Origin of the sequence: Nocardia sp. NPDC050435 (assembly GCF_040655395.1) — a bacterium.
In the GTDB taxonomy this organism is placed as follows: Bacteria; Actinomycetota; Actinomycetes; order Mycobacteriales; family Mycobacteriaceae; genus Nocardia.
Map to the genome: position 1 here is coordinate 318,824 of NZ_JBFAJW010000002.1, position 14,619 is coordinate 333,442.

Sequence of the window (14,619 nt, forward strand, 5' to 3'; positions counted from 1 at the left end):
GGCGATATGTCCGAGGTAAGCATCGAAACCCAGGGCGCCTGGGTCGAATTCCCGATCTTCGACGCGAAATCGCGGTCGCTGAAGAAAGCGTTCCTCGGCAAGGCCGGCGGGGCGATCGGCCGCAACCCCTCCGACGTCGTGGTCGTCGAGGCGCTACGCGACATCAACCTCTCGCTCAAGGAGGGCGATCGGATCGGCCTGGTCGGGCACAACGGCGCGGGCAAGTCCACGCTGCTGCGGCTGCTGTCGGGCATCTACGAACCCTCGCGGGGCAGCGCCCGGATCCGCGGCCGGGTCGCGCCGGTCTTCGACCTCGGCGTCGGCATGGATCCGGAGATCTCCGGCTACGAGAACATCATCATCCGCGGCCTGTTCCTCGGGCAGACGCGCAAGCAGATGCTGTCCAAGATCGACGAGATCGCCGACTTCACCGAGCTCGGCGAATACCTGTCGATGCCGCTGCGCACCTACTCCACCGGCATGCGGGTGCGCCTGGCGATGGGCGTGGTGACCTCCATCGATCCCGAGATCCTGCTGCTGGACGAGGGCATCGGCGCGGTCGACGCCGAGTTCATGAAGAAGGCGCGGCTGCGGCTGCAGAAACTCGTCGCCCGCTCCGGCATCCTGGTGTTCGCGAGCCACTCCAACGAATTCCTGGCCCAGCTCTGCGATTCCGCGATGTGGATCGACCACGGCCAGATTCGGCAGCGCGGCGGCATCGAAGACGTGGTCCGCGCCTACGAGGGGCCGGACGCGGGAAATCACGTGGCAACGGTCTTGCGGGAAATGGAAGCCGAGAACACGGCGGGCCGGCAAGCCGAGCAGGAACTGGAGCGTAACCACGCATGACAGAGCCGACCGGGCCGAACGACCCGACCAGGCCGGACGCGCCGTTCGAGCAGCCGTCCACCGGCGCCGAGGCCCGGATCATCGCGGTGGTGGTGACGCACAAGCGCCGCGAGCTGCTCACCGAATCGCTGAAGGTGCTCACCACGCAGTCGCGGCCGGTGGATCACCTGATCGTGGTGGACAACGCGAACGAGCCCGAGGTCGCGGAGCTGGTCGCGCAGCAGCCGATCGAAGCCACCTACCTGGGTTCGGCGCACAATCTCGGCGGTGCGGGCGGGTTCGCGCTCGGCATCCTGCACGCGCTCACCCAGGGCGCGGACTGGGTCTGGCTGGCCGACGACGACGGCCGTCCCGAAGGCCCGGAAGTGCTTGCGGTGCTGCTGGATTGCGCCCGGCGGCACGGCTTGGCCGAGGTCTCGCCGGTGGTCTGCGATATCGACGAACCGGATCGGCTGGCGTTCCCGCTGCGCCGCGGGGTGGTGTGGCGGCGGCTGCGGTCCGAGCTCGGGGCCGAGGATTTCCTACCCGGCATCGCCTCGCTGTTCAACGGCGCGCTGATCGCGGCGAAGGCGGTCGATCAGATCGGCGTGCCGGACCTGCGGCTGTTCGTGCGCGGCGACGAGGTAGAGGTGCACCGGCGGCTGGTGCGCTCCGGGCTGCCGTTCGGCACCTGCTTACAGACCGCCTACCTGCACCCCAACGGCGCCGAGGAATTCAAGCCGATTCTCGGCGGGCGGATGCACACGCAATACCCGGACGATCCGGTGAAGCGCTACTTCACCTACCGCAATCGCGGCTATCTGATGGCGCAGCCGGGAATGCGCAAGCTGCTACCCCAAGAGTGGGTGCGGTTCTCCTGGTTCTTCCTGGTCACCCGCCGTGATCCGGCCGGTCTGAAGGAGTGGTTCCACCTGCGCAGCCTGGGCCGGCACGAGCAGTTCGGCAAGCCGGATAAATAGGTTGCGAGCCCGTTCGGGGCTGTGTCAGAGTGGTCGCAACGTCGAGAGAGTTGAGGAGGTGGAGATCGTGAAGACATTCTTGCGGATTGTCGTGCCCGCGGTGGCTGTGCCCGCTGTGCCGATTTCCCCCTCCACCTCACTTCGCTGAGTCCGTCGGGCTCGGCGCCCGACTAAGGACTCTCTCCATCATGGTCGAGAACGACCCGAACTTTCACGTCCCTTTCGGCTGGACCGAAGCCGTAGCCGCGGAATACGCTCCGCATCTGTCCGAGGGCCTGGTGCCCGCCCGCGTGATCCGCATGGATCGCAGCGAATGCGATGTGGCGACGCCGACCGGGCTCGCCCGGGCGCGCTGTCCGCGTTCGGATTCCGAGATCAGCGGGCTGTGCACCGGTGACTGGGTGACCGTCGACGCGCAGCTGAACGTGCGCGGGCTGCTGCCGCGCCGCTCGGCCATCGTGCGCTCCTCGGTGTCCGGGCGCTCCGAGGCCCAGGTGCTGGCCGCGAACGTCGATACCGTGCTGATCTGCTCGGCGGCCGACGGCGATGTCGACCTCAACCGGATCGAGCGGATGCTGGCCCTGGTCTGGGAGAGCAACGCCCAGCCGGTCGTCGTGCTCACCAAAGCGGATGCGGCCGTGGATATCCCGATCGGTGCGGTGCAGGCCGCCGCGCCCGGTGCCGTCGTCCTCGCCGTCTCCGCGAGTACCGGGGCGGGGCTGGACGTCCTGGCCGCCGTGCTCGACGGCACGGTCGCGCTGCTCGGGCCCTCGGGCGCGGGCAAATCGACGCTGGCCAACGCGCTGCTCGGCGCGGAGGTGTTCGCGACCAACGATGTCCGCGCCGTCGACAAGAAGGGCCGCCACACCACGGTGCACCGGGAACTGCGCCCACTGCCCGGCGGCGGCACGCTCATCGACACTCCGGGGTTGCGCGGGATCGGGCTCTACGACGCCGCCGAAGGCATCGAGAAGACCTTCAGCGACATCGAATCCCTGGCCGCGCGTTGCCGTTTCCCGGACTGCTCGCACGTCGCCGAGCCCGGTTGCGCGGTCGCCGCGGCGCTGGACAACGGCGAGCTCACCCAGCGCCGCTTCGACAGCTACCGCAAGCTGGTGCGCGAGAACGCCTGGATGGAATCGCGCACCGACAAGCGCCTGCAAGCCGAACGCGCGCGCGAGTGGAAGTCGATCAGCAAGCAGCAGCGCCGCATGTACCGCGACCGCGGTTCCCGGCGCTGACCGCCGAAAATACCGTCCGCACATCGCGTCTTCGCGCGGTGTGCGGACGGCCGGTAGGCAGTGCGGCCGAATCAGGTGATACACGGTAGGGTTCGCCCCGAATGATCGAGCTTTCGGGAGGGTTTGGATGAGTTACCCCGGCGGATACCCGCCTCAAGGCCAAGCGCAAGGCGGGCAGTACCCCGGACAACCTGCGTACGGTCAGCCGCCGCAGCCTGCGGGAAATCCCTACGGCGCACCGCAGCCCTACGGGCAGCAGCCGCAATTCGGCCAGCCGCCGCAGCAGTTCGGGCAGCCGGGCCAACAGCCCTACGGCCAGCCGCAATACGGTCAGCCGCAGTACGGCGCGCCGCAGCAGTACGGGCAGCCGCAGGGGGCGCCGGCACCGCCGGGAATCACCGTGCAGGCGGATTACGAGTGGTTCGCGTTCATGCTCGGGCTGTTGACGAAGCCGAAGATCTTCGTCAACGGGCAGCAGGTGCCGCACGCCCAGTGGGGCGAGACCCACATCCCGGTCGGGCCGGGCCAGTATCACCTGCGGGTGAGTACGCCGTGGCTGCTCGATATGGGGCCGGCGGACCAGCAGGTGGCGCTGCGCGAGGGGCAGGGGGTGCGGTACTACTACAAGCCGCCCGCCATGTTCTGGCTGCCCGGAGCGCTCGGGGAGATGCCGCAGAAGACGCCGGGCGTGGTGTTCATCTACGTGCTGTACGGCCTGATGGCGCTGCCCTGCGTACTCGGGCTCCTGCTCTTCATCATCGGTATGGCCGCGGCCTGAGCCGAGTCGCCACAGCGGGGTGCCGAATCGTCCGGCGCCCCGCTTTTTGTCGCCCGCGCCGCATATGCAACTGGTTGCATAGCGGGCGGGTTTACGCTTAGTGTGCGAAGTGTGGATGGCCGCGGGCGGCACTGACCCGCGGCGCACAGACAGGAGCAGGTCATGGCGGGATCGGGTAAGCCGTTGGCGGGCAAGACGATGATCATGTCGGGGGGCAGCCGGGGAATCGGGCTGGAGATCGCCAAGCGGGCGGCGGCGGACGGCGCGAACGTCACGCTGATCGCGAAGACGGATCAGCCGCATCCGAAGCTGCCGGGCACCATTCACACCGCGGCCGCGGAGATCGAGGAGGCGGGCGGGCAGGTCCTGCCCTTCGTCGGCGATGTGCGGCTCGAGGAGTCGGTGAGCGAGGCGGTCCGGCAGACCGTCGAACGGTTCGGCGGCATCGACCTGGTGGTGAACAACGCCTCGGCGATCGACCTGTCCCCCACCGAGGCGCTGTCGATGAAGAAGTACGACCTCATGCAGGACATCAACTGCCGCGGCAGTTTCCTGCTGTCCAAGCTGAGCATCCCGCACCTGCGGGCCGCGGCGCAGGCCGGGCGCAACCCGCACATCCTGACGCTGTCCCCGCCGCTGAACCTGGACCCGAAGTGGGCGGGCATGGCCCTGGGCTACACCATCGCCAAGTACGGAATGTCGCTGACCACACTGGGTTTGGCGGAGGAACTGAAGGGCGACGGCATCGGCGTGAACTCGCTGTGGCCGCGCACCACGATCGCCACCGCCGCCGTGCGCAACCTGCTCGGCGGCGACGAGATGATCTCCACCTCACGCACACCGGCCATCTACGCCGACGCCGCCTATCTGGTGCTGACCTCCCCCGCGGAAAAGACCACGGGCAACTTCTTCCTCGACGACGAGGTACTCGCCACGCACGGCATCACCGATCTGGACAAGTACCGGGTCACCCCGGGCGACGGTGAGCTCACCACCGATCTGTTCCTCTGACGCACACCGTCGTCCCGGCGGCGAACGCCGGGACGACGGGGGCTCAGCCCCAGACGATCGCGTGGTACTTGGCCAGCGCCGCGACCAAGCCGACGGTGCTGGCGGCGGCGATCGTGATCGCCGGGCCGAAGGTCGGCGTCCGGCCCTCGGTATCGGTGAGCCGCAACGGCATCCAGCGCAGCAGCACCCCGAACGCGACGATCGCCAGCGGCACGAAGTAGCGGCCCTGCACCCCGTCGATGATGTAGTAGTCGACCGGCGTGAACGACATGTACAGCGTCACGTAGATCATCGCCACGCTCGCGGCCACGGTCAGCGCGACCACCCAGGTGCGCCACCGGTCCGAGGCGGTCATCCGGTCGGCGATGCCGAGCGCCACCGCGAAGGCCAGCAGGCACGCCACGATGGACAGGGCAGGCACGTCGATGTAGGCGAAGCCCAGCTCACCGAAGAACTGGATGAACCAGCGCTGGTCGCGGTAGGCGATGCTGTCGCCGAAGACGTCCACGAAACCGATCGGATCGCCGAGGATTCCGCTCAGCTGGTCGCCCGGGCGCACCGACTTCCACTGGTGCTCGGGCCGCATCAGGCCCATGCCCTCGGTGGTCGGTCCGGCGATCTTGGTCCAGATCGCGAAGCAGATCGCGCCCACGCCCGCGAAGGCGATCGGCACGATCCGCTGCCAGCGCTTGGGCTCCTCGGAGCCGAAGGCGAAGCGCCGCACCGGGATCAGCACCAGCAGCAGCGCCAGCAGCACGTAGGTCGGCTTGCTCAGCGGCAGCAGGATAGCGGCGGCCAGCAGCGCGGCGGTCTCGGCGCGACCCAGCCGGTCACCGAGGAACAGCGCCTTGACCAGCAGCGCGGACACCATGATGGCCAGCGCGTTGGTCATGGTGTCGGCGGTGACGGTGCCCGCCTGGAACACCGCGATCGGCAGCAGCGCGACCGCCAGCACCAGCCACTGCACCCGCCGCGCGCGCAGCGCCCACAGGCCGAATCCGACCAGCGCGAGGTAGACCGCCAGCCCGGCCAGCCGGGTCGCCATGATCATCCCGCCGACGTTCAGGTCCAGCAGTTCGGCGACCCGGATGCCCAGCGCCGCCGGGAGATACGGCACGGGCGAGTAGGCGGCGGTGTTGGTGAACCACACCGGCTCCACCTCGGTGGAGATCGCCGCGCGCTTGAACCGGTCGTAGTCGGCCGGGTCGTACACCATCGGATCCGGTTCCTGCGGATTGGTGGTGTAGTCGGTGAGCGCGTAGCCCATCAGCTCGGTGATGCTGACCGGCACGTCACCGCCGTAGGAGACGCCGCGCCGGTCCTCGATCCGCTCGGGCAGGAAACCGCCGTGCGCCACCTGGTACGCGCGGCCGAACTGGGTGATCTCGTCGTGGCCCCAGAACGGCGGCGTACTGACCGCGAACGCCGCGCCGAAGATGGTCACCAGCACCGCGAAAACGACTGTTGCGGCACCGAATCGAGTCACCACCACCGTGGCCCCCCGGCGCGCCCGCCCCTGGCCGGCCTTCCGCTCGCCGGTCGAATCCGGTTCCGGCGCGGTCCCGTTCGTACTCGGCGCGGCGGCGTCCGGCTCGGTGCGATCGGCAGTGGTCACCGCCGGGGCTCCGGGTCACCGCCGCGATCGTCCACGCCCGGCGCCGAATGCAGCAGGTAGATCAGGCGCGAAGCCTCGTGCCGGGAGCGGCGGATGCCGTCCAGGACCAGGCCGGCGGTCCAGGCCAGGCTGCCGAGCAGCAGCAGGGTGAAGGCCAGGAACAGCGTCGGGAACCGCGGCACCTCGTGCGTCGCGTAGAACTCGATGATGATCGGAATGGCGAGCCCGATCGAGATCAGCCAGCTCAGCGTGCCGAACAGGCCGTAGAACGCGACCGGGCGCTCGTGCCGGGCCAGCCCGATGATCAGATTGAGGATCTTGAAACCGTCGTGGTACGTCCGCAGTTTCGACTCGCTGCCGGCCGGCCGGTCCCGGAATCCGACCGGCACCGCGGTCTGCGGGACGCGCAGGTGCAGCGAATGCACCGTCAGCTCGGTCTCGATCTCGAACTCGCGCGACACCGCGGGGAAGCTCTTCACGAAGCGGCGGGAGAAGACCCGGAACCCGCTCAGCATGTCTTCGACGTTCTCGCCGAACACCTTTCCGACCACACCGTTGAGCACCTTGTTGCCGGTCTCGTGACCCGCGCGGTAGGCCGAGGCGCCCGCGTCCTCGCGGCGCACGCCGAGCACGTGGTCGTAGGGGCCGTCGAGCAGCGTCTTGATCATCAGCGGCGCGGCCGACGCCTCGTAGGTGTCGTCGCCGTCGATCATCAGGTAGATGTCCGCGTCGATGTCGGCGAAGGCGCGGCGCACCACATTGCCCTTGCCCTTGGTGTTCTCGAACCGCACGATCGCGCCGGCGGCCCGAGCCTGCTCGGCCGTCTTGTCGGTGCTGAGGTTGTCGTAGACGTAGACGACGATTCCCGGCACGGCGGCCTGTAGATCGGCGACCACCTTGGCGACCGATGCCTCTTCGTTGTGGCAGGGGACGACTGCGGCGATACGAAGCTCGGTGGAATCCACCCGGGTAAATCCTCTGTGTCGATGTGCGGCGCTCGCTGAGCCCTCCGTGGTCGCTCCGCTACCGCCTCCGGGCTCTGAGCTCGCACCGCGATGTCGGCGGTGAAAGGGAACACCGGGAGGGTACAGGGCCATACGGCCTGCCGCGCACTTGCCTTCAGGTACCGTTCGATCAGTGTCTTACCCCGAGCAGCCCGTGTCATACCCGGATCCGCCGCCGGTCGCTGCCACCGAAGCCGTGACCGCCGCCGAACCCGGGCCGAACCTGGTCGCCAAGCTGCTCTCCGCGCTGCGCAAGGGCAGCGCTTTCCTGATCGTCGGCGGCATCGGATTCCTGGTCGACGCGGGCACCTACAACCTGCTGGTGTTCTGGGGTGGCGAGGGCGTGCTGTACCACCAGCCGCTGGCCGCGAAGATCATCGCGATCCTGGTGGCCACCGTGGTCACCTATTTCGGCAACAAGTGGTGGACCTTCGCCGATCAGCAAACCGATAATCCCGGGCGCGAATATGTGCTGTACGCGGTGTTCAATGTGGTGGCGATCGCGCTGCAGCTGGGGTGTCTCGGATTCTCGCGTTACGTGCTCGACCTGTCGACTCCGCTGTCGGACAACATCTCCGGCACCTTCATCGGCCAGGCGGTCGCGGTGGGTTTTCGCTACTGGGCCTACAACAAGTTCGTGTTCACCGGAACCAAACCGCACCCGTAAGGGTCCGGATTGATATCCTCACTGCCGCCGCGAACGGCAACCCGTCGGCACAATCAGGATTTCGAGGACTTCATGGAGCAGTCGGCTACCGAGGCCGTTACCGAAACGAACGACCAGCCGTCAGCAGAAGCTGCCCCGGCCGCCCTACGGGTCGACCACCGGGCCCCCGACCGGCTGGTGGTGCAACGCGGCATCTTCACCGGGCCGTCGGCGAAGATCAGCGACGAGCTCTACGCCGTGGTCAAGGGCCGCGCGCACCGCGAGCGCCTGGAACTGCGCCTGGAAAAGGGCGCGACGGCACACACCAACACTTATTTCGGCCGGTTCGCCGCTGCCTACTGGCAGCGCTGGACGGTGGTCACCGAGGTGCGGGCCACCATGGTGCTCGAGGTGACCGGCAAGGCGCTGGTCCGGATCGTCGCCTCCGACATCGCCGGGCACCGCCGCATCATCGGCTCCGCCGACGTCGACGCCAGCGGCGCGCTGACGCTGACCGCCCCGCTGGACCAGTACGTCGACGGCGGCGCGCTGTGGCTCGAGTTCGACGCCCTCGGCGGGCCGCTGGCCGTCACCGAACTCACCTGGACCGTGGCCGCGCCGGAGCGCATGCGCCCGGTCGCCATCGCGATCTGCACCTTCAACCGCGCCGCGGACTGCGCGGAAACCGTTGCCGCACTGGCCTCCGACGCCACCGTGCTGGCCGCCATCGACGCGGTCTACGTCGTCGACCAGGGCACCGATCTGGTGCAGGACCGGCCGCGCTTCCAGGAGACGCTGCCCGTCTTCGGCGACAAGCTGCGGTATATCCGGCAGCCGAATCTCGGTGGCGCGGGCGGGTTCACCCGCGGCCTCTACGAGGTGTCCGCGGTCAACGAGCACGCCGACGTCATCCTGATGGACGACGACATCCTCTGCGAACCGGAAACGGTGCTGCGGCTCAACGCCTTCGCCAACCTCACGGTGGAGCCCACGCTGGTCGGCGCGCAGATGCTGTTCCTGCTCAACCCCGACTTCCTGAACGTCGGCGCGGAGGAGGTGCATCTGCACGAGCTCAAGCACGGGCAGAAGGTGCCCAAGGCGCTGCGCAACACCTCCATGCTGAAGAAGAACCAGGAGCGGCGCGTCGACGCCGGCTACAACGCCTGGTGGACCTGCCTGATCCCGGCCGAGGTGGTCGCGAAGATCGGGCTGCCGGTGCCGATCTTCTTCCAGTGGGACGACGTGGAGTACGGCGTGCGGGCCCGGGAGAACGGGTTCGTCACCGTCACGCTGCCCAACGCCGCGGTCTGGCACGCCGACTTCTACTGGAAGGACTTCGACGACTGGGCGCGCTACTTCAGCACCCGGAACTCGCTGATCGTCGGCGCCATGCACGCCGATCTGGACGGTAAGAAGATCACCCGCCAGCTGTTCCGCAATATCGCCGAGTACCTGGTGGGCATGCAGTACGGCCTGGCGCACACCACGCTGCAGGGCATCGAGGACTTCCTGGAAGGCCCGAAGGTGCTGCGCGACGGCGGAATCGACGCGCTGGCCCGGGCCCGCACCAGTCGCGGCGACTACCCGGAGACGGCCAAGCACGCCGCCGCGAAGCCGCCGGTGCGCACCGCCGACATCCAGTTGCGCCGGGCCGGTGGCCAGCCCAGCCGCGATCTGCTGGTGCTGGTCAAGCGCGCGGTGAGCCAGTGGACCGGGCGCACCCAGCACGGCGTGGTCGCCGTGACCCGCGAGGACGCGCACTGGTGGCACGTCTCGCTGTTCGACCACGTGGTGGTCACCGACGCCTCGCAGTCGGGCGTGCGCGTCCGGGTGCGGGACAAGGAGCGCGCGCGTCAGCTGCTGAAGCGGACGCTGCGGGTGCTGCGCCGCCTGCGCAAGGATCTGCCGCGCCTGACGGCCGAATATCGGGCCGCCGTGCCGGAGCTGACCAGTCGCGAGAACTGGGCCCGGCTCTACGGGATCGACGCGGACTGACCGAGTCTTCCTTCGTCCCGCTCCGAGCGACCATCGAGGCTTCGTCGCTCGGAGTGGGACTTTCCACGCGCTATTCGGCGGTCGCGTCCAGCGTGCGTTCGCCCGCGCTGGCGTAGGCGCGCTCGGTGGCGGCCTTCTCCGGCCGCCACCAATCCTCGTGGTCGCGGTACCACTGGACCGTGGCCTTCAATCCCGCCCGGAAATCCGCGTAGCGCGGCGACCAGCCCAGCTCGTCGCGCAGCACCGAGGCGTCGATGGCGTAGCGCTGATCGTGGCCCGGCCGATCGGTGACGTGGTCGAAATCGTCGGGCGCCCGGCCGAACTCCGCGAGGATCAGCTGGACCACCGTCTTGTTGTCCAGTTCGCCGTCGGCCCCGATCAGATAGGTGCGGCCGAGCTGACCGCGGTCCAGGATGTCCCAGACCGCGCGATTGTGGTCCTCGACGTGGATCCAGTCCCGGATCTGATGGCCCGCGCCGTAGAGCCGGGGGCGCACGCCGTCGATCAGATTGGTGATCTGGCGCGGGATGAACTTCTCCACGTGCTGGTAGGGGCCGTAGTTGTTGGAGCAGTTGGACAGCGTGGCGCGCACACCGAAGGACCTGGTCCAGGCGCGCACCAGCAGATCGCTGGAGGCCTTGGAGGCCGAGTAGGGGCTGGAGGGGTTGTAGGGGGTGTGCTCGGTGAAGCGCGCCTCGTCCGGGGTGAGGTCGCCGTAGACCTCGTCGGTCGAGACGTGGTGGTAGCGCACGTCGTAGCGCCGCACCGCCTGCAGCAGCGAGTAGGTGCCGACGATATTGGTCTGGATGAACGGCCACGGCTCGGTGAGCGAGTTGTCGTTGTGCGACTCGGCCGCGAAGTGCACCACGGCGTCGACGCCGCTGACCAGCTCGTCGACCAGATCCAGGTCGGCGATGTCGCCGTGCACGAAATCGATGCGGTCGGCGACGCCGTCCAGTGAGGCCTTGTTTCCGGCGTAGGTGAGCGCGTCCAGCACCGTCACCGTGGTGCCGGGGCGCTGGGCCACGGTCTGGTGGACGAAATTCGCACCGATGAATCCGGCTCCGCCGGTTACGAGCAAGCGCACACCGAGAACTTTACGTCGGCGCCGCCGCCCCGGTTCCCGGAGGCGGCAAGCGGCCGCTGCGGCGGCACCTGAGAGTCGCCTGAGTGGCGTTCGTCACACTAGCGCCGGGTAAATGCCTACTCGAAGTCTTGCCACAATTCGAAATGCGTGCTCGGAGTGTGTATTTCCCGGAGCGCACCGCGCGTCGAGTCCGTTTGGTGAACAAAATTTGAATTAAAGGTCACAAACGGTTCACCACCCGTTAGCTGGTCTAGATTTCGATCAGTTAGTCCCCTCCGAACGCTCTACATCGAGGTTCAAAACCAAATGCTGATGAGGAAATTCGCCGCTACGTCGGCGCTGCTGATCGCCGCTCTCGGCGTCACCGCCGGTACGGTCAACGCGGCCCCGGCCGAGACCGACGCGCCGATCAACTACACCATCGACAGCACCGACACCCAGTCGATCCTGTCCATCGACCAGGGCTCCATCGTCGCCGAGGACGGCGCCCTCAAAATCAAGGATGCCGCCGGCAACCTGGTCGCGGGCACTCCGCTGATCATGAAGATCGACGAGTTCGAATTTCCCATCGCCGCCGACATCTCCGGCCGCACCGCGACGCTGACCCCGCAGCTCGACATGGACAAGGCGGTCTACAAGCCGGTCGCCCTGCCGTTCGAGAACCAGGCGCCGTGGAAGACCGAGTACGAGCGTGAGCAGGCCGCCTTCAACCGCATGAAGGACACCATCGCCATGGGCGCCACCATCGGCACCCTGGTCGGTGGCCTCGGCGGCGCGGCCGTCGGCTGCGTCCTCGGCGGCGCCACCGGAGCCGTGCTCTCCTCGGCCCTGACCGCCCTGCTCGGCCTGCCCGCCGGTTTCCTCGCGGGCTGCATCGCGGGCGTCCTGCTCGTCGGCGCTCTCGGCACCCTGGCCGGCCAGATCCTCGTGACCGCTCCCGTCGCCATCGGCGCGGCCATCCAGTACTTCGCCACCATCAGCGCTCCGGCGCCGGTTCCGCCGGCCGCCAAGTAGCCAGGTGCGCGACCAGCTCCGGCTGGACCGACACAACTGAACCAACAATCGAATTCGCACAACTGAACATCGAGCCTGAGGCCCTGCCCGGCAGCCGCCGAGCAGGGCCCTCCACGGCCCGGCCGAGTTACTGACAGTTTGCGAACTCAGTTTCCGGTCGCAATCATTCGCACAATGCAACTGATGAGGGACCAAAACCCATGCGTTTCAAGAAGTTTGCCACCACCTCGGCGATGCTGATCGCCGCCCTCGGTGTCACCGCCGGTACGGTCAACGCGGCCCCCGCCGAGACCGACGCGCCGATCAACTACACCATCGACAGCACCGACACCCAGTCGATCCTGTCCATCGACCAGGGCTCCATCGTCGCCGAAGACGGCGCCCTCAAAATCAAGGACGCCGCCGGCAACCTGGTCGCGGGCACCCCGCTGATCATGAAGATCGACGAGTTCGAATTTCCCATCGCCGCCGACATCTCCGGCCGCACCGCCACCCTCACCCCGCAGCTCGACATGAACAAGGCCGTCTACAAGCCGGTCGCCCTGCCCTTCGAGAACCAGGCCCCCTGGAAGACCGAGTACGAGCGTGAGCAGGCCGCCTGGTCCCGCATGACCTCCACCATCTCCATGGGCGCCACCATCGGCACCCTCGTCGGCGGCCTCGGCGGCGCCGCGGTCGGCTGCGTCCTCGGCGGCGCCACCGGCGCGGTCCTGTCCTCGGCCCTGACCGCCCTACTCGGCCTGCCCGCCGGTTTCCTCGCGGGCTGCATCGCGGGCGTCCTGCTCGTCGGCGCTCTCGGCACCCTGGCCGGTCAGATCTTCGTCACCGGACCGGTCGCCATCGGCGCGGCTATCCAGTACTTCGCCACCATCGGCACCCCCTTCACCCCGCCGGCCCCGGCGCCCAAGTAATTCGGCTGAGCCGAGACAACCCCGCCCGGAATTCCGGGCGGGGTTGTGCTATTTCCGAATGACATTCAGCAATAGGTGAACGGATGATTAACCGAGGAAGTCTAATTCGCGACAGTCGGCTTACCGAATAGCGTGAGCATTTCCTAACACAGCGCTAACTCGATAGCCGAACGCTGTAACTCCCGCCGCACAAATGAACCCCCGCTCCGTGTCCGGGAGCGGGGGTTCATGCTCGTCCGGCCGACCGGAGTCAAGACCGTCCGAGCCCAATCAGGCCGTGCGCGCTTCCTCCGCCGGTTCGGTGCACGCCCGGACGAACCGGGCGACGCGGCCGAGCGCCTTGCGCCCCTCGGGCAGGCCCGGGGCGATGCTCATGAACGCGTGCACCTGGCCGCGCCACAGCTCCACCGTGTTCGGCACCCCGGCCACCGTGAGCCGCTGCGCCATGAGTTCACAGTCGTAGCGCAGCACTTCGTCCTCGGCGGCGATGAGCAGCACCGGTGGCAGGCTGGCCAGCGCGCCGTTCACCGGTGAGAGCATCGGGTCCAGGCGCCCGTCGATCTCGGCGCCGATGCGGACGACGGCCGCCAGCGCGGACAGCGGGATGTAGGGATCGCGCGCGACATTCATGTAGTCCCGCTTGGCGGCGTAGTCCAGATCCAGCAGCGGGCTCAGGCCGATCAACCCGGCCGGGGCGGGCAGGCCGGCCTCGATCGCCGCCAGCGCGGTGGCGAAGGTGAGGTAGCCGCCCGCGGAATCGCCGGCGAAGGTGATGCGGGACGGGTCCGCCCCCTTGCGCAGCAGCCAGCGATACGCGGTGAGGCAGTCCTGGACCGACTGACTGATGCTGCGGCCGGGCAGCTGACGGTATTCCACGTTCACCACGGGTCCGCCGGTGCGGCGGGCCAGGCTGGCCGCTACCGGCCGGTGCGTGGTGATGCCGCAGACCGCGAAGCCGCCGCCGTGCATGTAGAGCATGGCGCCGTTGCGCAGCGACTTGGAGCCGCCGGCCGGGCGCAGGATCTCCATCCGGAACCCGTGCAGCGTCACCTGCTCGCGCTCGACCCCGCGCGGCCCCGGGCGCAGCCGGGCCAGATTGTCGATGGCGAACGCGCCGACCGGGATGGTGGCCCGGGTGATCGGGGCTACCCGCAGCGCGGGGCGCACCACCGAGGTGCAGGTCGCCAAGAGCAGGCGCGCCGCCGGGCTGGGTCCATCCGGGTTCATTACTTCGCCGACACCGATCGCGGTCATCGCGCACCTGCTTCCCACTGGCGCGCCGTGCCCGACCGTCGACGGGGTCACCGCCGGAACCAGGCGAGACATCGGCGCTGACATCTCACACGGCGTTGTTTCACAACGCTTCGACTCAGGAGACCACGTGAATGTGACCTATGCGACAAGATTGGCCCGAATCGCCGAGAAGCTAAACCTCCGTGATGCTTTCGTAGGCATGTCGGAACCGGTCCGACGTCGGGTGCGACGTCGCGTAGCGCGACTGGCAGACTC

Annotated in this window: 13 protein-coding genes; 9 read left to right on the top strand and 4 right to left on the bottom strand. The window is 68.2% G+C overall.

Features of this window, described 5'->3' with window-relative positions; translation table 11 throughout:
• Positions 1-6: 6 nt before the first annotated feature.
• The 5 genes from AB0I43_RS05875 (at position 7) to AB0I43_RS05895 (ending at position 4,838) form a co-directional block, all read left to right on the top strand.
• Entirely contained in the window at positions 7-849 is an 843-nt protein-coding gene (locus AB0I43_RS05875; RefSeq protein ID WP_356971660.1) for an ABC transporter ATP-binding protein, read from the top strand.
• Positions 846-1,808, top strand: coding sequence for a glycosyltransferase family 2 protein (locus AB0I43_RS05880; protein ID WP_356971661.1), 963 nt, complete (start codon positions 846-848; stop codon positions 1,806-1,808). Before AB0I43_RS05875 ends, AB0I43_RS05880 begins: the two co-directional genes overlap by 4 nt.
• Positions 1,809-1,996: 188 nt before the next feature.
• Positions 1,997-3,049, top strand: a complete 1,053-nt coding sequence (gene rsgA, locus AB0I43_RS05885) for a ribosome small subunit-dependent GTPase A (protein ID WP_356971663.1) — start codon at positions 1,997-1,999, stop codon at positions 3,047-3,049.
• A gap of 127 nt (positions 3,050-3,176) precedes the next feature.
• Positions 3,177-3,827 carry a hypothetical protein gene (locus tag AB0I43_RS05890; RefSeq protein WP_356971665.1) on the top strand — a complete coding sequence of 217 codons (651 nt, stop codon included), beginning with the start codon at positions 3,177-3,179 and terminating at the stop codon, positions 3,825-3,827.
• A gap of 162 nt (positions 3,828-3,989) precedes the next feature.
• Positions 3,990-4,838 carry an NAD(P)-dependent oxidoreductase gene (locus AB0I43_RS05895; protein ID WP_356971667.1) on the top strand — a complete coding sequence of 283 codons (849 nt, stop codon included), beginning with the start codon at positions 3,990-3,992 and terminating at the stop codon, positions 4,836-4,838.
• A 43-nt stretch (positions 4,839-4,881) separates the two neighbouring features.
• On the opposite strand, the gene AB0I43_RS05900 is transcribed toward AB0I43_RS05895, so the two are convergent.
• Together AB0I43_RS05900 and AB0I43_RS05905 are read right to left on the bottom strand one after the other, a co-directional pair.
• Positions 4,882-6,453, bottom strand: a complete 1,572-nt coding sequence (locus tag AB0I43_RS05900) for a DUF2142 domain-containing protein (RefSeq protein WP_356971668.1) — start codon at positions 6,451-6,453, stop codon at positions 4,882-4,884.
• Complete coding sequence (locus tag AB0I43_RS05905; protein WP_356971669.1) at positions 6,450-7,418, bottom strand: glycosyltransferase; 969 nt, start codon at positions 7,416-7,418, stop codon at positions 6,450-6,452. The genes AB0I43_RS05900 and AB0I43_RS05905 overlap by 4 nt, the downstream gene beginning before the upstream one ends.
• A gap of 172 nt (positions 7,419-7,590) precedes the next feature.
• Here AB0I43_RS05905 and AB0I43_RS05910 point away from each other — a divergent pair, with 172 nt between their 5' ends.
• Both AB0I43_RS05910 and AB0I43_RS05915 read left to right on the top strand, forming a co-directional pair.
• A complete protein-coding gene (locus AB0I43_RS05910; RefSeq protein ID WP_356971670.1) occupies positions 7,591-8,124 on the top strand; it encodes a GtrA family protein in 534 nt (177 codons plus the stop codon).
• A 72-nt stretch (positions 8,125-8,196) separates the two neighbouring features.
• The gene (locus AB0I43_RS05915; protein ID WP_356971671.1) at positions 8,197-10,098 is read left to right on the top strand and encodes a glycosyltransferase; all 1,902 of its coding nucleotides are present in this window, start codon (positions 8,197-8,199) and stop codon (positions 10,096-10,098) included.
• Between the two features lie 70 nt (positions 10,099-10,168).
• Here AB0I43_RS05915 and rfbB read toward each other — a convergent pair whose 3' ends face one another.
• A complete protein-coding gene (gene rfbB / locus AB0I43_RS05920; protein ID WP_356971673.1) occupies positions 10,169-11,185 on the bottom strand; it encodes a dTDP-glucose 4,6-dehydratase in 1,017 nt (338 codons plus the stop codon).
• A 306-nt stretch (positions 11,186-11,491) separates the two neighbouring features.
• Between rfbB and AB0I43_RS05925 the strand changes: the two genes are divergently transcribed.
• Together AB0I43_RS05925 and AB0I43_RS05930 are read left to right on the top strand one after the other, a co-directional pair.
• Positions 11,492-12,199: a hypothetical protein gene (locus AB0I43_RS05925; protein ID WP_356971675.1), complete on the top strand. Its 708-nt coding sequence runs from the start codon at positions 11,492-11,494 to the stop codon at positions 12,197-12,199.
• Between the two features lie 200 nt (positions 12,200-12,399).
• The gene (locus AB0I43_RS05930) at positions 12,400-13,110 is read left to right on the top strand and encodes a hypothetical protein (RefSeq protein ID WP_356971677.1); all 711 of its coding nucleotides are present in this window, start codon (positions 12,400-12,402) and stop codon (positions 13,108-13,110) included.
• Between the two features lie 270 nt (positions 13,111-13,380).
• On the opposite strand, the gene AB0I43_RS05935 is transcribed toward AB0I43_RS05930, so the two are convergent.
• Positions 13,381-14,364 carry an alpha/beta hydrolase gene (locus AB0I43_RS05935; RefSeq protein ID WP_356971679.1) on the bottom strand — a complete coding sequence of 328 codons (984 nt, stop codon included), beginning with the start codon at positions 14,362-14,364 and terminating at the stop codon, positions 13,381-13,383.
• Positions 14,365-14,619: the final 255 nt, after the last annotated feature.